The sequence below is a fragment of the Arenimonas daejeonensis genome (assembly GCF_007993735.1).
Lineage (GTDB): Bacteria > Pseudomonadota > Gammaproteobacteria > Xanthomonadales > Xanthomonadaceae > Arenimonas > Arenimonas daejeonensis.
Genome location: NZ_CP042453.1, coordinates 68445 through 88316, shown reverse-complemented (window position 1 = coordinate 88316; position 19872 = coordinate 68445). Strand labels below are relative to the sequence as shown.

Sequence of the window (19872 nt, the reverse complement as noted above, 5' to 3'; positions counted from 1 at the left end):
ATGAAGCTCATCCTCCAGGCCCAGGCGGCCGAGTGTGGCCTGGCCTGCCTGGCCATGGTCGCCGACCATCATGGTCATCGCACCGACCTTCAGGATCTGCGCCAGCGGTTCCAGCTTTCGCTCAAGGGGGCGTCGCTGACCGGCCTCATCGGCATCGCCCAGGCCCTGGGATTCCAGACCCGCGCCCTGCGCCTGGAGTTGGAGGACATGACCCGCCTGCAGGCCCCGTGCATCCTGCATTGGGACCTGAATCATTTCGTCGTGCTCAGGAAAGTGGGGACGCGCGGCATCACCGTCCTGGACCCGGCGTTCGGCGAACGCACGCTGAGCCACGCGGAAGCCTCGAAACACTTCACGGGGTGGCGCTGGAGTTGACGCCCGGCGCCGACTTCAAGCCGCAGCCGGCGCCGCCAGCGGTGAAGCTGTCCCAGCTCACCGGCCCGGTACGCGGACTCTGGCGGTCGCTGGGCATGATCCTGCTGCTGTCGGTGGCGCTGCAGGTGTTCGTGCTGCTGGCACCGTTTTTCATGCAGTGGGTGGTGGACCAGGCCCCTGTATCGGCCGACCGGGACCTGCTGACCGTCCTGGGCCTGGGCTTCGGTCTGGCCCTGCTGCTGCAGGTGGCGATCGGCGTACTGCGTGGCTGGTCGGTGGTTTTCCTGTCCAGCCGGCTGGGACTGCAGTGGATGGGCAATGTGTTCGCGCACGCGGTGCGCCTGCCCATGTCGTTCTTCGAGAAACGGCACCTCGGCGACGTGGTCTCGCGCATGGGTGCCGTGCAGGCGATCCAGCGCACGCTGACGACGAGTTTCATCGAGGCGCTGATAGACGGCCTGATGGCGGTGGCGACGCTGGCGATGATGCTGCTCTACAGCCCGAAGCTGGCGGCCATCACGTTGGTCGCGGTCGTCCTGTACCTGTGCATGCGCGCGGCCCTGTTCAGGCCACTCCGCACTACGACCGAGAAACAGCTGGTCTGCGCCGCGCAGCAGCAGTCGCACCTTCTGGAGTCGCTGCGCGGCATGCAGAGCGTCAAGGTGGCCGGCCAGGAGCCGCAGCGCCAGGGCAGCTACCAGAACCTGATGGTGGACACCGTGAACCAGGAACTGGGGCTCGCCCGACTGGGCCTGGGCTTCAATACCGCGAGCCAGCTGGTGTTCGGCCTCGAACGTATCGCCGTCATCTGGATCGGCGCCCGCCTGGCCATGGACAGCGTGTTTTCGGTTGGCATGCTGATCGCCTACCTGGCCTACAAGGACCAGTTCGCGGCCCGGGTGTCGGGGTTGATCGACAAGTGGATCGAGTTCCGCATGCTGCGCCTGCACGGCGAGCGCCTGGCCGACATCGTGCTGACGCCGCCCGAACGGGACCTGGCCTCGGACATCGCATCGCTGCCGCCGCCGGACACCCGGATCGAGGTCACGGGGCTGGGCTTCCGGTACGCCGATGGCGAACCGTGGGTGGTCAAGGACTGCAGCTTCACGGTCGAGCCGGGCGAATCGGTGGCCGTGGTGGGTGCGTCCGGCTGCGGCAAGACCACCCTGGTCAAGCTTCTGCTGGGCCTGCTGCCCGCCAGCGAGGGCTCGATCCGGGTGGGCGGGCAGGACATCCACAAGCTGGGGCTGCGCAGCTACCGGGCGCTGGTGGGTGCGGTGATGCAGGACGACCAGCTGTTCGCCGGATCGGTGGCGGAGAACATCGCGTTCGGCGATACCGGGATGGATTTCCCGCGGGTCGAGGCCGCGGCCAGGCTGGCGGCCGTGCACGACGAGATCGCCGCGATGCCCATGGGTTACCACAGCCTGATCGGCGACATGGGCACCACCTTGTCGGGCGGGCAGAAGCAGCGGGTGATCCTGGCCCGCGCGCTGTATCGCGAGCCGCGGCTGCTGTTCCTGGACGAAGCCACCAGCCACCTCGACGTCGAGCGCGAACGGCTGGTCAACGACGCCGTGCGCCGGCTCAGGCTCACCAAGCTGATCATCGCCCACCGGCCGGAGACGATCGCATCGGTGGACCGGGTGCTGGTGATGCACGGCGGGCGGATCGTGCAGGAGGTCAGGACGCCCCACGCCCCGGCCGCCACGCCAGGGCCGCCGGTGGAGACCAGCCCGTCCCCGCTGGAGGTGGCCTAGGCGCCCCCGGCTGCGGCCCGGCCCGGCCGGCGCATCTTGCGGCGCCCGCGGGGTAAACTAGGCCTCTTTTTTCCGGCCCCTTCCCCGATGAGCCATTACGAAGGCGACGTCCAGAGCCCCGGTTCGGCCCGTTACGCCATCATTTCCAGCCGCTGGAACCCGCGCATCACCGATGCGCTGGTGGACGGCGCGCGCCGGGCCTTCCTGGGCAACGGCGTCGCCGCCGAGAACGTGGACGTGATCCGCGTGCCCGGCGCCTGGGAGCTGCCCGTGGCCGCCGCCAACGCCATCGACCGCAACGGCTATGCCGGCGTCGTGGTCCTGGGCTGCGTGGTGCGCGGCGACACCCGCCACTACGAGCAGGTGGCCGACGAGTGCGCCCGTGGCCTGATGCGCGTGGCCCTGGACACCGGCATCCCCGTCGCCAACGGCGTGCTGGCGGTGGACGACTACGCCCACGCCGAGGCCCGCGCCGGTGGCAGCCACGGCAACAAGGGCGAAGAAGCCGCCCCATCATCATCGAGATGGCGAACCTGATCGGAAAAATGGCATGAAACATTCCCGTCCCGACGGCGTTGATCCGCACGCCCGTTCCCGCGCCCGCCGCCGTGCACTGCAGGCGATCTACGCCTGGCAGCTGTCGAACACCGCCATCAACAAGGTGATCGACCAGTTCCGCAACGAGCAGGACATGGAAGTGGCCGACCTCGAATACTTCGAGGACCTGGTGCGTGGCGTGGAGAAGAACCTCGGTTCGCTGGACGAGGCGCTGGCGGCATTCCTGGACCGCGACATCGCCCAGGTGGACCCGATCGAGCGCGCGGTGCTGCGCATCGCCACCTACGAGCTGCGCCACCGCCCCGACGTGCCCTACCGCGTGGTGATCAACGAGGCCATCGAGACCACCAAGCGTTTCGGCAGCGAACATGGCCACACCTACGTCAACGGCGTGCTCGACCATGCCGCCGCCGACTGGCGCAAGGCCGAGGCGCAGGCGCCGCGCAAGCCCTGATGCCGGGCGAGTTCGCCCTCATCGACCGCATCCGCGCACGCGTGCGCGCTCGGCCCGACGTGGTGCTGGGCATTGGCGACGATGCCGCGCTGTTGAGCGTGCCTGCAGGTCAGCAGCTCGTGGTCACCAGTGACACCCTCGTGGCGGGTGTGCATTTCCCCACCGACACTGCGCCCGCCGACATCGGTTGGAAGTCCCTGGCCGTGAACCTGAGTGATCTCGCGGCGATGGCGGCCACGCCGGCGTGGTGCACCCTGGCGTTGACGCTGCCCGAAGCGGAGGATGCGTGGCTGGACGCCTTCCTGGATGGGTTCTTCGAACTGGCGGACGAACACGATGTCTCTTTGGTCGGCGGCGACACCACGCACGGTCCGCTGTCGATCACGATCACCGCACACGGCTTCGTGCCGGAAGGCCAGGCCCTGCGCCGTGATGGCGCGCGGCCCGGCGACGAAGTCTGGGTCACCGGTACGCTGGGCGACGCCGCCGGCGCGCTGCAGCAGTGGCGCGCGCGCGGCCCGGCCAGCGCCAAGCTGCGTTACCGCCTCGACCGGCCCACGCCGCGCCTGGCCGTTGGCCTGGCGCTGCGTGGTCTCGCGACCGCCGGCATTGACCTCAGCGACGGCCTGGCCGCCGATCTCGGGCATGTGCTGGCAGCCAGCGGGCTCGGCGCGCGCATAGACCTGGGTCGCCTGCCGACCTCGCGCACGCTGGCCGATCATTTCGACGAAGCCGCACGCTGGCCGCTGCAGCTCGGTGGTGGCGACGACTACGAACTGTGTTTCACCGCGCCGGCCTCGGCCGCCTTCGCCATCGAACAGGCGTTGGCCGGCTGCGGCGTCGGCGCCAGCGTGATCGGCCAGCTCGAAGCGACGCCGGGCCTGCGTTTCACCACGCCCGAGGGCGCCGACTACACGCCACCCAGCGCCGGGTTCCAGCATTTCCAGGGAGTGCACTGATGGCCGTGCTGCCGGTCGGCACCCGCCGCAAGCTGATGAAACACCCGCTGGGCTGGATCGCGGCCGGTTTCGGTGCGGGCTTTTCGCCCCGCGCGCCCGGTACCGTCGGCAGCCTGGCTGCGCTGCTGCCCTGGTGGTTCCTGATGAAGGACATGCCGCTGCCGGTTTATCTGACGGTGCTGGCTGTCGGATTCGGCATCGGCGTGTGGGCCTCGCACTGGGCCATCGCCCGCACCGGCATCGAGGACCCGTCGCTGGTGGTGTGGGACGAATACATCGGCATGTGGATCGCGCTGCTGTTCCTGCCAACGGGATGGGCCTGGGTCGTGGCGGCGTTCGTGCTGTTCCGTATCTTCGACATCGCCAAACCCTGGCCCGTTTCCTGGGCCGACCGGAAGCTGCACGGCGGCTTCGGCGCGATGTTGGATGATGCGATCGCCGGTGTTTATGCCCTTGCGGTGGTCCAGGCACTGGCCTTTTTCCTACGCGCCTGAGGGCGGGTTTCGCCGCGCCACGGCGTGGCTGCGTGGGCAGACTGCGTGCGTCCCGGGTCGCGGAGTCCGCGCACATGCAGATCAGGTTCCTTGCCGGGTTCTCCGGCTCGACGTCGCGTCATCGCCTGCCTTGTTTCCTGTCGGCAATCGTCCCGGTCCTGCCGTTGTGCGGGATGGCGCGCGGCAGTCGAATTTTCGCGGAATCCTTCCGTAGCGCGGTATCCAGCGACGTGGCCTGTCCGACCAGCGCGGTTTTTTCGCGCCGGTTTCGCGATGCCTCTCCCTTGAACCCGACCCGGGTAAGCAGGGTGTCGTGGGGCCGCCCGCAATCCGCGGGTTTCGCAGGAAGGAAGTGCCATGCGTGAACTGAGTCATGTCGAACTGGAAGCGGTCGGTGGCGGCAACCCGGTCGTGATCGGCGTCATCGTCGTCGGCGGACTGCTGGCTGGTGCGGCGCTGGGCCTGGCGGCCTACGGCGTCAGCCAGGGTTGCAGTGGTTCCGTGGAAATCAGCATGGAATCGATCAAGGTCGAAGTCACCTGCCCGCCCAAGACGAAGTGATCCAAGCACGGGCGTTGGCTGCCGGCAGCCAACGTCCTTTCGGGAGGCACCATGAAAGAACTATTCAAGCACCACCCTGAACTCGTCGGACTGCTGCTCGGCATGGCGGACGCGGTGTTCCGTGCCATCGCGGCCATCGTTTTCGACCCTTCCGAGGGGAGGATGTTCGGTCCGATCCTGGTCGGCAACGTCCACCACCACAACGAGATCCGGGCCTTCGGCCTGGGCACGATGACCTGGTTCGGCATTTCGGCCGTGGTGATCGTGCTGATGTACGCGAGTGTGCGATTTGCCGAACATCTGGCGAAGCCAGGCAATGCCGGATTCCTGTTGAGCCGCGGGCTGATCGGCGCGGTCGGCGGGGTGCTGGTCCTGAACGTGCTCGAGTCGCTGGCGACACAGAAGGTGACCAACTACATCGGCGTGATCCACGGAACGCGATTCACGGCGATCAATTTCGGCGACCTGCTGCTGTGGATAAGCCTGGCCTCGCTGGTGCCGGCCCTGGGCATGGCCTTCGCGCTCTATCTCAGGGATTACCTGCGCACATCGTGACGGTGCGGATCAGGGCATCAGCAAGGTCTGGATCTGGCGGCGCAGCGTCGGGACTACCTCGGACTCGAACCAGGGGTTGTGCATGAACCAGCCGACATTGCGCGGGCTGGGGTGGGGCAGGGGGAACACGGCCGGGGCGTATTCGCCCCAGGCCTGCACGGTGTCGGTGAGCGTCTTCTTGCGGCGTTCGCCCAGGAAATACGCCTGGGCGTACTGGCCGATGGCCAGCACGGTCGCCACGTCGGGCAGCAGCGGCAGCAGGCGCGGGTGCCAGGTGGCGCGGCACTCGGGGCGCGGCGGCAGGTCGCCGCTGGCGCCGCGGCCGGGGTAGCAGAAACCCATCGGAACGATGGCGATCGTCTTCTCGTCGTAGAAGTCAGCCTTGTCCAGGCCCAGCCAGCCACGCAGGCGCACGCCGCTGGCATCGTCCTGGGGCACGCCGCTGCCGTGCACCAGGGTGCCCGGCGCCTGGCCGACGATCAGCAGTTTCGCGGTCGCGCTGGCGCGCAGCACCGGGCGCGGGCCCAGCGGGAGATGTGCTTCGCACAAGCGGCAGGCGCGGATGTCGAGCAACAAGGTGTCCAGCTCGCTGGGGGCGCGCTGGCGGCTCATGGTCCGCCGATGCCCTCGTTGATGTCCGGCGTGGCGCAGAAGTAGCCGCCGCTGTTTTCCGTTTTCTTCGATGGCGCGGCGGCGACCACCGGCGGCAACACCTTGCCCGGATTGAGGATGCCGTCCGGGTCGAACTGCGCCTTGATCGCGCGCATCAGCGCCATCGCGGGCGGACTCAGGGCGCGGGCCAGCAGTTCGCGCTTGGCCAGGCCGATGCCGTGTTCGCCCGAGACCTGGCCGTCGAGCGCGATCACGGCGTCGAACACCGCTTCCAGTGCGATATCTGCGCGTGCGGCCTGGTCGGCATCGGCCGGGTCGTAGAGGATGTTCACGTGCAGGTTGCCGTTGCCGGCGTGGCCGAAACACACGATCGGCAGCGCCTGCGCTTCGGCGGTGGCGCGCACCGCGGCCACCAGATCGGGGATGCGCGACACGGGCACCACCACGTCTTCGTTGATCTTGCCCGGCGCCAGCGTGCGCAGCGCCGGCGACAGGGCCTTGCGCGCGGCCCACAGTTTCTCGCGCGCGGCCTCGTCCGGCGCGCTGGTCACTTCCAGGCAGCCCGGGCCTTGGGCTGCGGCGGTCAGCGCGGCCACGGCGGCATCCAGCATCGTCGCTTCGCCGTCGGCCTCGATCATCAACAGCGCGCCGGCCGCAGGGATATCCGCGCCACCGACCTCGCGCGCCAGCCGCACGCAGTCGCCGTCCATGAATTCCAGCATCGAAGGCGTGACCGGCTGCGCCATCAGCCGCGCCACCGCGGCGGCGGCGCTGGCCACGTCGTCGTACAGCGCGCGCAACGCCCGCCGCTGGCGCCCACGGGCGTCAGCTTCAGCGTGGCCTCGACGATCAGCGCCAGCGTGCCCTCGGACCCGATCAGGATGCGCGACAGGTCGTAACCGCTGGCGCCCTTGGTGGTTGGCGCGCCGAAGCGCACCAGCTCGCCGGTGCCGGTGACGGCGGTGATCGCCAGCACGTTGTCGCGGGTGGCCCCGTATTTCACCGCGCGCGGGCCGCCGGCATTGCAGGCCAGGTTGCCGCCGATGCTGCAGTAGGCGGCACTGGTGGGATCCGGTGGCCAGAACAGGCCGTGCGGCGCCAGCGCAGCCTGCAGGTCACCGTTGAGCAGCCCTGGCTCGACCACGGCCACGCGGTCGCCCGGCCGGATATCCAGCACCCGGTTCATGCGTTCGAACGACACGACCAGCGCATCCTCGCCGGGCACGCTGGCCCCGGTGGTGTTGGTGCCGCGCCCGCGCGCCACGATCGGCAGCTTCGCCGCCCGGCACAGGCGCACGATGGCCTGCACCTGCTGCGCCGTAGTCGGCAGTGCCACCGCCAGCGGCAGGCCCTGGCGGCGGGAGTTGTCGTAGCCGTAGGCCAGCCGTTCCGCGGGATCGGTCAGCAGCCCGTCCGGGCCGAGCAAGGTGGTGAGGTCGCGAGCGAGTTGGGCGGGGAGGGTGGGGCTCATGGTGGGACGATCATAGCCCGAGGGCATTGGCACGACCGGGGGCAACCCGGGATGGCAGCTGTCTGCCGGACCTTGGCCGGTCCATCGCTTCCGGTAACCTGCGCGCACAAGCAAGCGCCCCGGAGGGCAACGGATGATCTGGCTGCTCCACTGGGAATCGGACAATCAGATGCGCCACTGGCCCTGGGCGACCTGGGCCTTGCTGCTGCTGAATGTCGGCGCCTTCATGCTGGCGCCCGGCGGCAGCCCGGAACAGGTCGAGGCCTGGTTCTTGGAGTACGGCCTGGTGCCTGGCGACTGGCGCTGGTACCAGTTCATCACCAGCGCCTTCATGCACGGCGACTGGCTGCACCTGGCCGGCAACATGTTTTTCCTCTGGGTGTTCGGCGACAACGTCGAGGACGCGCTGGGACCGGCGGGCTTCCTGCTGGTCTATGCGCTGGGCGGCCTGGCCGGCGACCTGTTGTTCGTACACGCCAATCCGGAAATGATGATTCCTTCCGTCGGTGCTTCAGGCTGCCTGGCGGCAGTCGCCGGGGCCTACGGTGTGCTCTTCTTCAGCCGGACCATCGACCTCAAGGTGATGGTGCTGGTGTTCCCGGTCTATACGCTGCATGTGCAGGCGCTCTGGGTGCTGCTGTTCTTCTTCGCCGTGGACGTCTTCCGCACGGTGCAGGGGCAGGGCGTGCTCGAGGGCAGCGGAGGCGTCAACTTCGTCGCCCACGGCGCCGGTTTCCTGTTCGGCCTGGTCGTCGGCTCCGTGGCCGTGTCGTATGGCGTGATGCGGCGCTATGAAAGCCTGGCCAACGGGAGTGGTTGGTGGGGCTATGTGCCGGCCAGGCTCGTGGAAGAGGCGCGGCTGGAACAGATCCGCATCATGCAGCGCGAGCGGGCCCGGACGCAGTTCCTGGCGGAGCGTGAGCGGCGCTGAGTCCTCGCCGCCGTCGGCCCGGGGCAATGAACTTCAGACGTCGTCGAGGGTGAAGGCCGCGCGGATCCATCCACAATCGAGCCGATCGTCCTCGCCTTGCGCCGTCACCACGTCGAAACGGCAGGGCGCCTCGGCCAGGCCGCGCTGCCTGGCCAGCCATGCGCGTGCAGCCAGCACGATGCGCCGGCGCTTCCTGAAATCGACGGAACCCGCGCCACCGCCAAAGCGGTCGTCGCGGCGATAGCGCACTTCGACGAACACGACGGTATCGCCGTCGCGCATCACCAGGTCGAGTTCGCCGAAGCGGTAGTTGACGTTGCGCGCGAGGGTGCGCAGGCCGTGGGATTCGAGCAGGGCGCGCGCGGCGTCTTCGGCCGCGGCGCCGGTCGCGCGCCGGTCAGGGGCGGGCGACATCGGGGAACAGGGCGCCGTCCATCGCCGGGCGCGGCCGGCCGCCGCTGAACACCGCCCAGGCCGGGCGGCGCTGGATCGTGCCCAGTCCGTCCATCTGCAGGTCGCCGGTGGCACCGCGCAGCTGCGCGCCGGGATCGGCACTGAGGTGGTCGAGATAGGCCGCCAGTTTCCACGCGTCCATGCCGAAGGCGAACAGGCGCGCGCCACCGCCTGGGCGCTGGGCAGGGTAGTGCCCAGCGTGTCGGGATCGGGCAGGCCGCCGCGCTGGCCCAGCAGCCACGGCAGTTCGGGGTATTCGATGCCGTCGAGTTCGACGTCCATGCGCAGGTTGGCACCCGAGAGGATCAGCGAGGTTGCCACCCGCGGCACGCCCACCAGGCCGGCGGTGTCCATCTGGCTCGACAGCAGGCGCGCCGGTGCCGCCTTCAGGCTCAGGAACAGCGCCTCGGGACGGGTGCCGGCCAGGGCCTGCTGCAGTGCCGGCACGTAGTCGGGGTTGTCTTCGCTGACCGTGACTTCGTTGATGATCTCGCCGCCGCGTTCGCGCAGGCGTTCGCGGAAGGCGCCGAGCGCGCGCTGGGCGTTTTCATCGGCCTGCGTCACCACCAGCACGCGGCGCAGGTTGCGGTCGAGCAGGCGGTCCGCGGCGGCCACGCCTTCTTCTTCCGGCAGCAAGGCGAAGGCCGTGCTGCCCGGCGGCGGCGTGGTGCCCCGGTTGAGCGCGACCACCGGCAGGTCGAGTTCCGGCAGGCCGAACAGGGTGTTCACTTCATCGCGGGTCAGTGGACCGACCAGCATCTGCGCGCCCTCTTCGTTGGCCTGGGCCAGCGCGCGGCGCACGCCGTCGGCGCCCGCGGTGTCGTAGAAACGCAGCCGCGGGCGGCGGCGCTGTTCGGCGTAATAACCGGCCAGCACGCCGTCGCGCACGCTCAGGCCAGCCGCGGCCAGGGGGCCGCTCAGCGGCAGCAGCACGGCCAGCTGTTGTGGCGGACGGTAACCATCGGCTTCCGGCGGCGGCAGCGCCTCCAGGCCCGGCGCCGAAGCGCCGCGATCGTAGGGGCGCGGCAGCGGCAGGCCGCGCTGGGTCAACTGGCGGCCGGCGTAGGCGTACAGCGGATGTCCGACCGGCAGCGCGGCGGCCCCGGCGGCGAGTGCGGCATCGGATTGGGCGGCCAGCAGGCCATCAATGCGGCGCAGGGTGTCGGCGCGCTGATCGCGCGGCAGGGTGCCGAGCATCCAGGCCAGTTCGCCGGCGGCATCAAAATCGCGACCCAGGGCTTCGAACGCCTGCGCACGCAGACCGTGCCAGCGCGGCGCCAGCGACGCCGGCACCGAGTCGCGGCCCTGGTCGAGCAGCTCCAGCGCCTGCGGGTATTTGCCGGCCTGCACCTGGAATCCGGCGTTCAGCAGGTCGTGGCGCAGCGCACCGTCGCCCGCCAGCCGGCGCCGGTTCGACTCACCCCAGGCCTGGCGCGCCGCGCCTTCGTCACCGGCCAGTTGGTACTGCTCGGCCGCGGAAAGCCAGGCCGCGTCGCTTGCGCTGCCCCGGGACGCATTGGCCGCGGCGACCCAGGTGCGCGCCGCTTCGCGGTGGTTGCCATCGGCAGCGAGGCGGTCGGCGTCCTGCTGGGCGGCCACCGGGGCTTCGGGTGACACCGAAACGCTGGCGCAACCGGTGATGGCGAGGACAAGCAGCAGAAGAGCGGATCGCAGCATGGTCGGGGTCCGGGGGATCGATGCCGCTAAGATGATACCCGGTGCACACGGAGGGCGCGGTCATGGCGGTCACACAGGCGGGAACCCTTTACGTGGTGGCGACCCCGATCGGAAACCTGGGCGACCTGACGGCGCGGGCGCGCGAGGTGCTGGCGTCGGTGGCGGCCATCTGCGCCGAAGACACCCGGCATACGCGCCAGCTGCTGGGCGCGGTCGGCATCGACCGGCCGCTGCTGGCCCTGCACGAACACAACGAAGAGGACATCGCCTGGAAGCTGGTGGAGCGGCTGCGTGCGGGCGAAAGCCTGGCGCTGGTGTCGGATGCGGGCACGCCGCTGGTCAGCGATCCCGGTTACCGCCTGGTGCGCGAAGTGCGCGCCGCCGGCCTGCGCGTGAGCCCGGTACCCGGCGCCTGCGCGGCGATCGCGGCGCTGTCGGTGGCGGGCATTCCCAGCGACCGGTTCTGTTTCGAAGGTTTCCTGCCGGCCAAGGCCTCTGGCCGTCGGGAAAAACTCGCCGCACTTTCGGGCGAATCGCGCACGCTGGTGTTCTACGAAAGCTCACACCGCATCGAGGAATCGCTCGCGGACATGGCGGCGGCCTTCGGTGGCGAACGTGAAGCGGTCCTGGCGCGCGAACTGACAAAACTGTTCGAGACTGTGTTCGGCGACACGCTGGACGATCTGATCGCGAAGGTCGCCGCCGACGACAACCAGCGCAAGGGCGAGTTCGTCATCGTCGTGCGCGGCTGCGAGGACGACACCGAAGCGCGCCTGCTCGAGGGCCAGCGCCTGTACGCCAAACTCGCCGAACACCTGAAGCCGTCGCTGGCGGCCAAACTCGCCGCCGACATCAGCGGCGCGCCGCGCAAGGCGCTTTACGGCGGCGGGGAGTGAACGCGGCGCAACCGCAAAACGCCTCTGGCGCGGCACTGTGAGACAATCCGCCACGGCGGAGCCGGCCAAGACAGTCGCGTCGCAGCAATGCGACGAGGAAAGTCCGGGCTCCACAGAGCAGGGTGCCAGGTAACGCCTGGGCGGCGCGAGCCGACGGAAAGTGCAACAGAAAACAAACCGCCGAACGGCCCGCAAGGGTGCGTGGTAAGGGCGAAACGGTGGGGTAAGAGCCCACCGCCCGAGGGGACAACGCCTCGGGGCACGGCAAACCCCACCCGGAGCAAGACCAAATAGGGGTGCTATGGCATGGCTCGTGCCGCACCCGGGTTGGTTGCTTGATCCCAGCGGTGACGCTGGGGCTAGAGGAATGACTGTCCACGACAGAACCCGGCTTAACGGCCGGCTCCGCCACTTTCCTCGCTCCCATCCCGCTCCATCCCCTTGATCTGCGCACCGGGACCTGATCCCGGCCCCTCGGGACATCCCGGGACAAGCCGCGTCCGGGGTCCTGGCAATCTGTGGGCTGTTTCACGGCCTTGGATCAAATCCATGTGAAACAACACTTGCCAAACGGTTCTTAAACCAGACTCTCAAGTTTCGCGCAAAGTCTTGATCCGCCTAGCGAAATTCACCCGAAAACTTCCTTGACAGCCCCCGGGGCAGGTCTAACGTGGGCTTCCGAGGGAATTTCGGGTTTTTCGTGGCTTTTGGTGGATAAGGATTGATCCAGGCGATGTTCCAGGGCGAAACCGCGATCACGATCGACGACAAGGGCCGACTGGCGATTCCCACCGCCCATCGGGACCAGGTCGCGCGTGTGGGCGGCCGCCTGGTGGTCACCTACAACCCCTACGAAGCCGGCTGCCTGTGGCTGTACCCGGAAGCGGCCTGGGAAAAGGTCCGCGACCAGGTCAACGCCCTGCCCAACGCCAAGCGCGTGCACCGCAACCTGCAGCTCAAGCTGGTCGGCGCCGCCACCGTGGTGGAGCCCGACGGCAGCGGCCGCCTGTTGCTGCCCGCCAGCCACCGCAACGCGGCCGGCATCGAGAAAAAGCGGTGCTGCTCGGCATGGGCGGCAAGTTCGAACTGTGGAGCGAGCAGGCACACCTCGCGCAGATCCGTCAGACCATCGGGGAAGACGAGATCAGCGAGGACATGCTCGACCTCAGGCTGTGACGGGCGTGGCCGGGATGCGGGAATCCACGCAGCCCAGCCATCTCCCGGTGATGTTCGCCCAGGTGCTGGAAGGCCTGCGTGTGCTGGGGAATGGCAGGTACCTGGATGGAACCTTCGGCCGCGGCGGCCATGCGCGCGGCGTGCTCGACCGGCTGGGGCCGGATGGACGGCTGTTGGTGATGGACAAGGACCCGGAAGCGATCGCCACCGCCCACGCACTTTTCGGTGCGGACGCGCGCGTCGCCGTCTATCGCGGCTCCTTCGCCGACCTGGCGCACTGGGATGAAACCGCCGCCGGCCTGGACGGCGTGCTGCTGGACCTGGGCGTGTCCTCGCCCCAGCTCGACGTCGCCGAGCGCGGCTTCAGCTTCGCCAAGGACGCCGCTGGACATGCGCATGGACCCGGACTCGGGGAAAGCGCCGCCAACTGGCTGGCCCGCGCCGATGAGCGCGAGATCGCCGACGTGCTGTGGAAGTACGGCGAGGAGAAGCTGAGCCGCAAGATCGCCCGCACCATCGTTGCCCGCCGTGACGACACGCCGCTGCTGCGCACCGCCCAGCTGGCCGAGCTGATCGCCTCGGTGGTCGGCCGCGGCGACAGCAAGATCCACCCGGCCACCCGCAGCTTCCAGGCGATCCGCATCTTCATCAACCGCGAACTCGAAGACCTCGAGCGTGGGCTGGCGGCCGCGCACGACCGCCTGAAGCCCGGCGGCCGGCTGGCGGTGATCAGTTTCCACTCGCTGGAAGACCGCATCGTCAAGCAGTTCATCGCCCGCCACGCCAAGGCGCCCCCGGGCAACCGCCGCATGCCGGTGGAAGTGGCGTTCACGCCGACCCTGGCCGACGTGTCCGGCGCGCTGCGCGCGGAGTCGTCCGAGACCGCGGTCAATCCGCGCGCACGCAGCGCGGTGCTGCGGGTGGCGGAAAAACTCGCGGCGCAGGAGCGGCCATGAGCCTGCGCGTCCTCGTCCTGCTGTTGCTGGTGGCGGGCCTGCTGGGCAGCGCCATCGGCGTGGTCTGGGCACGGCACATCCACCGCCAGGCCTACATCGAACTGAGCACGCTGGAGCGCGCCCGCGACGAGCTGAACATCGAGTTCGGCCGCCTGCAGATCGAACAGGCCACCTGGGCGGAAGCCAACCGCATCGAACAGGTCGCCGGCACCCGCATCGGCATGAAGTTCCCGGAAGACGCCGACATCGTGGTGTTGCGGCCATGAAGACCCGGGCCCGCGTCTACAACCCCCGCCAGCGGCTTTATGCCGTCGGCATCGTGCTCGGCCTGTGCAGCCTGGTGCTGGTGGGTCGCGCCGCCTGGCTGCAGCTGATCAACCCGGGTTTCTACCAGCAGCAGGGCGATGCGCGCTTCCTGCGCGAGGTTGCCGATCGCCACCTCGCGCGGCATGATCACCGACCGCAACGGCGAGCCGCTGGCGGTGTCGTCGCCGGTGGAGTCGGTGTGGGCGAACCCGCAGGAACTGCTGCGGCACCCGGACCGGCTGCCGCAGCTGGCCGAAGCGCTGTCGATCCCGCGCGACGTGCTCGAGAACCGCATCTCGCAGCGCGCCGACAAGGAATTCGTCTACCTGCGCCGGCACATGAACCCGGACGTCGCCACCGCGGTGGTGAACCTGGGCATCCCGGGCGTGTACTCGCAGCGCGAGTTCCGGCGCTTCTACCCGCACGGCGAGGTGATGGCCCACGTGCTGGGCTTCACCAACATCGACGACGCCGGCCAGGAAGGCCTGGAGCTGGCCTTCAACGACTGGCTGACCGGCAAGCCGGGCGCGCAGCGCGTGATCCGCGACCGCCGCGGCCGCACCGTCGAGAACGTGGACCTGGTCAAGGCCGCCGAGCCCGGGCACGACCTGACGCTGTCCATTGACCGCCGCATCCAGTACCTGGCCTACCGCGAGCTGAAGTCCGCGCTGATCGAACACGGCGCGACCAGCGGTTCGGTGGTGGTGCTGGACGTGCCGACCGGCGAGATCCTCGCCATGGTCAACCAGCCTTCGTTCAACCCCAACTCGCAGGGTTCGGCCACGCTCGACGCCAAGCGCAACCGCGCAGTCACCGACGTGGTCGAGCCCGGGTCGGTGATGAAGACCCTGACCTTCGCGGCGGCGATCGAAAGCGGCAAGTTCACTCCGACCACCCTGATCGACACCTCGCCGGGTTACATGACCCTGGCCGGTGGCCATCCGATCCGCGACTTCCGCAACTACGGCGTGCTCAGCCTGACCGGCGTGCTGACCAAGAGTTCGAACGTCGGCGCCACCCGGATCTCGAACGAGCTGACCAGCGAACACCAGTACGACATGTACACGCGCTTCGGCCTGGGCCAGACCAGCGGCAGCGGCTTCCCGGGCGAAGTGACCGGCGTGCTGACCGCACCCAACCGCTGGGGTCCGGCCGAGAAAGCGACCATCAGCTACGGTTACGGCCTGTCGGTGACGCCGCTGCAGCTGGCGCGCGCCTACGCCGCGATCGGCAACGGCGGCCGCCTGCACGAGGCCACCTTCGTCAAGGGCGGCAGCAAGGAAGGCGTGCAGGTGGTGGACCCGGCCATCGCCCGCCAGCTGATGACCATGATGGAAGCGGTGACCGGTCCCGAGGGCACGGCGCGGCGCGCCACGGTGCTGGGCTACCGCGTGGCCGGAAAGACCGGTACTTCGCGCAAGGCCAGCGGCGGCGGATATGCCGCCAAACGTTATGCCGCGGTCTTCGTCGGCCTGGTGCCGGCGAGCAAGCCGCGTTTCGCCATGGCCGTGGTGATCCACGAGCCGCAGGGCCTGGAATACGGCGGCGGCGCAGTGTCGGCGCCGGTGTTCCACCGCGTGATGGAAGGTGCGCTGCGCCTGATGGACGTGCCGCCGGACGACATCGAGCAGTGGTTCACGGCACAGGCCAAGCGCGAAGCGCCGAAGGTGACGACCGCGGCGACGGGGTGCCCGCCGCGTCTCCGCCGGCCGCGGTGAACCCGGTGCCGGAGGTGCTGCGATGAGCCGCGCCCTGCCGCTGCACGCCCTGCTGCAGGACGCCGCACCGCTGCCGCCGGGATTCGATCCGGCCGTGACCGGGCTGAGCGCCGACAGCCGCGACCTGCGTCCGGGCGACGCTTTCGTCGCATTGGCCGGCGCCAGCACCCATGGCCTGCGCCATGCCGCCCAGGCCGAAGCCGCCGGCGCCAGCGTGATCCTGTTCGAGCCGCCGGCGCCGGTCGGAATGCCGGTGCCGGTGCATGCGGTCGCCGTGCCGGGCCTGCGCCAGCGCCAGGGCGAACTGGCCGACCGTTTCTACGGCCAGCCCTCCACGACGCTGTCGGTGGCCGGCGTCACCGGCACCAATGGCAAGACCTCGACCGTGCAATTGATCGCCGAGGCGTTGAGCCTGCGCGGCCTGGCCGCCGGCAGCATCGGCACGCTCGGCGCCGGCCTGCACGGCCAGCTGGTCGCGGGCGAACGCACCACGCCCGACGTGATCGCCGTGCACCGGCTGCTGGCCGACATGCGCGACGCCGGCGCCAGCCATGTGGCCATGGAAGTGTCCTCGCACGCACTGGTGCAGGGCCGGGTGGACGCGGTGGCGTTCCGCATCGCCGTGTTCACCAACCTCACCCGCGATCACCTGGATTTCCACGGCAGCATGGAAGCCTACGGTGCCGCCAAGGCGAAGCTGTTCGGCTGGCCGACGCTGCAGGCGGTGGTGGTCAACCTCGACGATCCGTTCGGCCAGGGGCTGCTGGCGGAAGTGAAGGACGGGGTCCGTCGCATCCTGTTGAGCTCGCGCGGGCACGCCGGCGCCGGGCTGCGTGCGGAATTCATCACGTTGGGGCCTACCGGCCTCGGCTTCGAATTGGTCGAAGACGGCCGCCGGCACGGGATCGTTTCGCCGCTGCTGGGCCGCTTCAACGTCGACAACCTGCTGGCCGTGGCCGGCGTGCTGCGCGCGCTGGACTGGTCCCTGGCCGATATCGCGGCGATGCTGCCGCGGTTGTCGCCGGTGGGCGGCCGCATGAGCCGCGTCGGCGGTACCGGCGGCCTGCCGCTGGTGGTGGTGGACTACGCGCACACGCCCGACGCGCTGCACCAGGCGCTGGCCAGCCTGCGTGAACACACGCCCGGCCGCCTGACCTGCGTGTTCGGCTGCGGCGGTGAACGCGACGCCGGCAAGCGCCCGCAGATGGCCGCCATCGCCCAGGTCGGCGCCGACCGCGTGATCGTCACCGACGACAACCCGCGCGGCGAGGACGGCGACCGCATCGTCGCCGACATCCTGGCCGGGTTTACCCGTACCGACAGCGTCAGCGTGCAGCGCGACCGCGCGCGCGCGATCGCCGACGCACTGCGGGACGCCGGCGCCGGTGACGTGGTCCTGGTCGCCGGCAAGGGCCACGAGCCCTACTATAAGTCGCCGGCGTGCGGCATGCCTTCGACGACCTGCAGGTCGCGCGTGACCTGCTGCAGGCGCGGGAGGGCGGACGATGAGGCCGATCGCGCTGTCGCAGGCCGCACGCTGGGTCGAGGGCCGCCACCTCGGTGCCGAGGCCGAGATCACCTCGGTCGGCATCGACAGCCGCAGCCTGGCGCCCGGCGCGCTGTTCGTCGCCCTGAAGGGCGAACACCACGACGGCCACGACCACGCCGCGCAGGCGCTGGAACGCGGCGCCGCGGCCCTGCTGGTGCATCGCGAAGTTGACTGCGCGCTGCCGCAGGTGCTGTGCGCCGACACCGAGGAAGCGCTGGGCGAACTGGCCGCCGGCGTGCAGCAGGGCCGGCCGGCGGTGGTCGTGGCGATCACCGGCAGCAATGGCAAGACCTCGGTGAAGACGCTGGTGCACGGCATCCTGGCGCGTGCCGGCAAGGCCTACGCCAACCCGGGCAACCGCAACAACCAGATCGGCCTGCCGCTGGCGGTGCTGGATGCGCCGGAAGACGCGCGCTTCGCCATCTATGAAATGGGCGCCGGCCAGCCGGGCGACATCGCTTACCTGGCCTCGATCGCGCCGCCGAACGTGTCGCTGGTGAACAACGTCATGCCCGCGCACATGGAGCGCATGGGCAGCCTGCTGGGCATCGCCGAAACCAAGGGTGCGATCTACGAAGCCCTGCCCGACGACGGCGTGGCCGTGGTCAACGCCGACGACGCCTTCGCTCCGTGGTTCCTGCAGCGCATCGGCGCTCGCCGGGTGCTGCGTTTCGGGCTGGAGAACGACGCCGACGTGCGCGCCAGCGCGGTGTTGCCTACGGCCGAGGGATCGCGTTTCCGCCTGCACACGCCGGCCGGTTCGACCGACATCGTGCTGCCGCTGGCGGGCCGCCACAACGTGATGAACGCGCTGGCCGCGACCGCGCTGGCGCTGGGCGCCGGCGCCGCGCTCGACGACGTCGAGCAGGGCCTGGCCGCCGCCGCGCCCGTGCCCGGCCGGCAGATCCCGCACACGCTGCGCAACGGCGTGGTGCTGGTGGACGACAGCTACAACGCCAATCCCGGTTCTGTTGCCGCGGCGATCGCCGCGCTGGCGCAGACCGGCGGTGAAGCCTGGCTGGTGCTGGGCGACATGAAGGAACTGGGCGAGGGCGCCGAAGCGCTGCATGCCGGCATCGGCCGCCAGGCGCGCGCCGCCGGCATCGCCCGGCTGTGGACCGTGGGCGAACTGAGCGCCGCGGCCAGCCAGGGTTTCGGCGAGGGTGCGCGCCATTTCGAAGACCAGTCCGCGCTGGTCGCGGCCCCGGGTGCGGCACTGCGCGCCGCCGGCCCCGGCCTGCGCTGCCTGGTGAAGGGTTCGCGTTCGAGCGCGATGGACAAGGTGCTGGCGCCTTTGCTCGCCGCCGACAGGGAAGGGGACGCCGACCATGCTGCTTGAACTGGCCCGCTGGATGCACGGGATGGGATGGATGCCGGCGCTGTTCGGCTACATCACCTTCCGCGCCATCCTGGGCGCGCTGACCGCGCTGCTGCTGTCGCTGTGGCTGGGTCCTTACGTAATCGCGCGCCTGGCCCAGCTCAAGGGCGGCCAGCCGATCCGCAGCGACGGTCCGCAGAGCCACTTCTCCAAGGCCGGCACGCCGACCATGGGCGGCACGCTGATCCTGATGACGATCATGCTGTCCACCCTGCTGTGGGCGGACCTGCGCAACCGCTACATCTGGGTGCTGCTGGGCGTGCTGCTGGCCTTCGGCGCCATCGGCTGGCTGGACGACTGGATCAAGATCGTGCGCCGCGATCCCAATGGCCTGAAGTCGCGCCACAAGTACGCGCTGCAGTCGCTGTTCGGGCTGGCGGCGGCGCTGGTGCTGTTCTGGACCGCCGACCACGCCAACAACACCACGCTGTTCCTGCCGCTGCTCAAGGATTTCGCCCTGCCGCTGGGCGCGATGTTCGTGGTGGTGGCGTACTTCTGGATCGTCGGCTTCTCCAACGCGGTGAACCTGACCGACGGCCTGGACGGCCTGGCGATCATGCCGACCGTGCTGGTGGCCGCGGCGCTGGGCATCTTCGCCTACGCCTCGGGCAATGCGGTGTTCTCGCAGTACCTGCAGATCCCGGCGATCCCGGGCGCGGGCGAGATCACCATCTTCTGCGCGGCGATCGCCGGCGCGGGCCTGGGCTTCCTCTGGTTCAACACCTACCCGGCGATGGTGTTCATGGGCGACATCGGCGCGTTGGCGCTGGGCGCGGCGCTGGGCACGATCGCCGTGATCGTCCGGCAGGAAGCCATCCTGGTGCTGATGGGCGGCATCTTCGTCATCGAGACGCTGTCGGTGATGATCCAGGTCGCAAGCTTCAAGCTCACCGGCCGGCGCGTGTTCCGCATGGCGCCGATCCACCACCACTTCGAGCTCAAGGGCTGGCCGGAGCCGCGCGTGATCGTGCGCTTCTGGATCATCTCGGTGATGCTCGTGCTCGTGGGTCTTGCGACCCTGAAGGTGCGCTGA

The 19872-nt window shown here is 69.6% G+C and carries 15 protein-coding genes, 1 other RNA gene and 6 pseudogenes; 17 read left to right on the top strand and 5 right to left on the bottom strand.

Annotated features, from left to right (window positions below; all coding sequences use genetic code 11):
• From FRZ33_RS00395 to FRZ33_RS00365, 7 genes and pseudogenes are all read left to right on the top strand, one after another.
• Positions 1-2135 (top strand): annotated as a pseudogene (locus tag FRZ33_RS00395) (peptidase domain-containing ABC transporter).
• Positions 2136-2222: 87 nt separating this feature from the next.
• Positions 2223-2672, top strand: a complete 450-nt coding sequence (ribH, locus tag FRZ33_RS00390; protein WP_174754928.1) for a 6,7-dimethyl-8-ribityllumazine synthase — start codon at positions 2223-2225, stop codon at positions 2670-2672.
• Positions 2673-2685: 13 nt separating this feature from the next.
• Complete coding sequence (gene nusB, locus FRZ33_RS00385; RefSeq protein ID WP_146906969.1) at positions 2686-3147, top strand: transcription antitermination factor NusB; 462 nt, start codon at positions 2686-2688, stop codon at positions 3145-3147.
• The gene (thiL, locus tag FRZ33_RS00380; protein ID WP_146906968.1) at positions 3147-4106 is read left to right on the top strand and encodes a thiamine-phosphate kinase; all 960 of its coding nucleotides are present in this window, start codon (positions 3147-3149) and stop codon (positions 4104-4106) included. The genes nusB and thiL overlap by 1 nt, the downstream gene beginning before the upstream one ends.
• Complete coding sequence (locus tag FRZ33_RS00375; RefSeq protein WP_146906967.1) at positions 4106-4600, top strand: phosphatidylglycerophosphatase A family protein; 495 nt, start codon at positions 4106-4108, stop codon at positions 4598-4600. Before thiL ends, FRZ33_RS00375 begins: the two co-directional genes overlap by 1 nt.
• A 357-nt stretch (positions 4601-4957) precedes the next feature.
• Positions 4958-5161, top strand: coding sequence for a hypothetical protein (locus FRZ33_RS00370; protein ID WP_146906966.1), 204 nt, complete (start codon positions 4958-4960; stop codon positions 5159-5161).
• 51 nt (positions 5162-5212) lie between these two features.
• Positions 5213-5716 (top strand): hypothetical protein, encoded by a 504-nt coding sequence (locus FRZ33_RS00365; RefSeq protein ID WP_146906965.1) that lies wholly within the window; start codon positions 5213-5215, stop codon positions 5714-5716.
• A gap of 9 nt (positions 5717-5725) precedes the next feature.
• Here FRZ33_RS00365 and FRZ33_RS00360 read toward each other — a convergent pair whose 3' ends face one another.
• Positions 5726-6328 (bottom strand): uracil-DNA glycosylase family protein, encoded by a 603-nt coding sequence (locus tag FRZ33_RS00360; RefSeq protein WP_146906964.1) that lies wholly within the window; start codon positions 6326-6328, stop codon positions 5726-5728.
• Positions 6329-6420: 92 nt separating this feature from the next.
• Positions 6421-7799, bottom strand: a pseudogene (locus tag FRZ33_RS00355) (FAD-binding oxidoreductase); the annotation flags it as partial.
• A 133-nt stretch (positions 7800-7932) separates the two neighbouring features.
• Here FRZ33_RS00355 and FRZ33_RS00350 point away from each other — a divergent pair.
• Positions 7933-8730, top strand: a complete 798-nt coding sequence (locus FRZ33_RS00350; protein ID WP_146906963.1) for a rhomboid family intramembrane serine protease — start codon at positions 7933-7935, stop codon at positions 8728-8730.
• 33 nt (positions 8731-8763) lie between these two features.
• Here the strand turns inward: FRZ33_RS00350 and FRZ33_RS15650 are convergent, their stop codons facing one another.
• The 3 genes and pseudogenes from FRZ33_RS15650 to FRZ33_RS17480 all read right to left on the bottom strand — a co-directional run.
• Positions 8764-9144: a YraN family protein gene (locus tag FRZ33_RS15650; RefSeq protein WP_227977950.1), complete on the bottom strand. Its 381-nt coding sequence runs from the start codon at positions 9142-9144 to the stop codon at positions 8764-8766.
• The gene (locus tag FRZ33_RS17485; protein WP_425480621.1) at positions 9128-9325 is read right to left on the bottom strand and encodes a hypothetical protein; all 198 of its coding nucleotides are present in this window, start codon (positions 9323-9325) and stop codon (positions 9128-9130) included. The genes FRZ33_RS15650 and FRZ33_RS17485 overlap by 17 nt, the downstream gene beginning before the upstream one ends.
• Positions 9326-9504: 179 nt before the next feature.
• A pseudogene (locus FRZ33_RS17480) lies at positions 9505-10380 on the bottom strand (penicillin-binding protein activator); the annotation flags it as partial.
• 542 nt (positions 10381-10922) lie between these two features.
• Here FRZ33_RS17480 and rsmI point away from each other — a divergent pair.
• The 9 genes and pseudogenes from rsmI to mraY all read left to right on the top strand — a co-directional run bounded on the left by rsmI (position 10923) and on the right by mraY (position 19872).
• On the top strand, positions 10923-11756 hold the full coding sequence (gene rsmI, locus FRZ33_RS00340) for a 16S rRNA (cytidine(1402)-2'-O)-methyltransferase (RefSeq protein ID WP_146906961.1): 834 nt from the start codon (positions 10923-10925) through the stop codon (positions 11754-11756).
• A gap of 57 nt (positions 11757-11813) precedes the next feature.
• An RNA gene (gene rnpB, locus FRZ33_RS00335) (RNase P RNA component class A) lies at positions 11814-12167 on the top strand.
• A 313-nt stretch (positions 12168-12480) separates the two neighbouring features.
• A pseudogene (mraZ, locus tag FRZ33_RS00330) lies at positions 12481-12932 on the top strand (division/cell wall cluster transcriptional repressor MraZ).
• Between the two features lie 14 nt (positions 12933-12946).
• Complete coding sequence (gene rsmH, locus FRZ33_RS00325) at positions 12947-13888, top strand: 16S rRNA (cytosine(1402)-N(4))-methyltransferase RsmH (protein ID WP_158637022.1); 942 nt, start codon at positions 12947-12949, stop codon at positions 13886-13888.
• 2 nt (positions 13889-13890) lie between these two features.
• Entirely contained in the window at positions 13891-14154 is a 264-nt protein-coding gene (gene ftsL / locus FRZ33_RS00320; RefSeq protein ID WP_146910538.1) for a cell division protein FtsL, read from the top strand.
• Positions 14151-15912 (top strand): annotated as a pseudogene (locus FRZ33_RS00315) (peptidoglycan D,D-transpeptidase FtsI family protein). Before ftsL ends, FRZ33_RS00315 begins: the two are co-directional and overlap by 4 nt.
• Before the next feature lie 22 nt (positions 15913-15934).
• Positions 15935-17421, top strand: a pseudogene (locus FRZ33_RS00310) (UDP-N-acetylmuramoyl-L-alanyl-D-glutamate--2,6-diaminopimelate ligase).
• Positions 17418-18800 (top strand): UDP-N-acetylmuramoyl-tripeptide--D-alanyl-D-alanine ligase, encoded by a 1383-nt coding sequence (locus FRZ33_RS00305; RefSeq protein ID WP_146906959.1) that lies wholly within the window; start codon positions 17418-17420, stop codon positions 18798-18800. The pseudogene FRZ33_RS00310 and the gene FRZ33_RS00305 overlap by 4 nt, the downstream one beginning before the upstream one ends.
• A complete protein-coding gene (mraY, locus tag FRZ33_RS00300; protein WP_146906958.1) occupies positions 18790-19872 on the top strand; it encodes a phospho-N-acetylmuramoyl-pentapeptide-transferase in 1083 nt (360 codons plus the stop codon). Before FRZ33_RS00305 ends, mraY begins: the two co-directional genes overlap by 11 nt.

Coding starts and splice junctions, on each gene's coding strand:
- FRZ33_RS00305 (WP_146906959.1), top strand. CDS start 17,418: ATGAGGCCGATCGCGCTGTCGCAGGCCGCACGCTGGGTCGAGGGCCGC.
- rsmI (WP_146906961.1), top strand. CDS start 10,923: ATGGCGGTCACACAGGCGGGAACCCTTTACGTGGTGGCGACCCCGATC.
- FRZ33_RS00360 (WP_146906964.1), bottom strand. CDS start 6,328: ATGAGCCGCCAGCGCGCCCCCAGCGAGCTGGACACCTTGTTGCTCGAC.
- ribH (WP_174754928.1), top strand. CDS start 2,223: ATGAGCCATTACGAAGGCGACGTCCAGAGCCCCGGTTCGGCCCGTTAC.
- rsmH (WP_158637022.1), top strand. CDS start 12,947: ATGCGGGAATCCACGCAGCCCAGCCATCTCCCGGTGATGTTCGCCCAG.
- FRZ33_RS00370 (WP_146906966.1), top strand. CDS start 4,958: ATGCGTGAACTGAGTCATGTCGAACTGGAAGCGGTCGGTGGCGGCAAC.
- FRZ33_RS00365 (WP_146906965.1), top strand. CDS start 5,213: ATGAAAGAACTATTCAAGCACCACCCTGAACTCGTCGGACTGCTGCTC.
- FRZ33_RS00350 (WP_146906963.1), top strand. CDS start 7,933: ATGATCTGGCTGCTCCACTGGGAATCGGACAATCAGATGCGCCACTGG.
- FRZ33_RS00375 (WP_146906967.1), top strand. CDS start 4,106: ATGGCCGTGCTGCCGGTCGGCACCCGCCGCAAGCTGATGAAACACCCG.
- thiL (WP_146906968.1), top strand. CDS start 3,147: ATGCCGGGCGAGTTCGCCCTCATCGACCGCATCCGCGCACGCGTGCGC.
- mraY (WP_146906958.1), top strand. CDS start 18,790: ATGCTGCTTGAACTGGCCCGCTGGATGCACGGGATGGGATGGATGCCG.
- FRZ33_RS17485 (WP_425480621.1), bottom strand. CDS start 9,325: ATGGACGCGTGGAAACTGGCGGCCTATCTCGACCACCTCAGTGCCGAT.
- nusB (WP_146906969.1), top strand. CDS start 2,686: ATGAAACATTCCCGTCCCGACGGCGTTGATCCGCACGCCCGTTCCCGC.
- FRZ33_RS15650 (WP_227977950.1), bottom strand. CDS start 9,144: ATGTCGCCCGCCCCTGACCGGCGCGCGACCGGCGCCGCGGCCGAAGAC.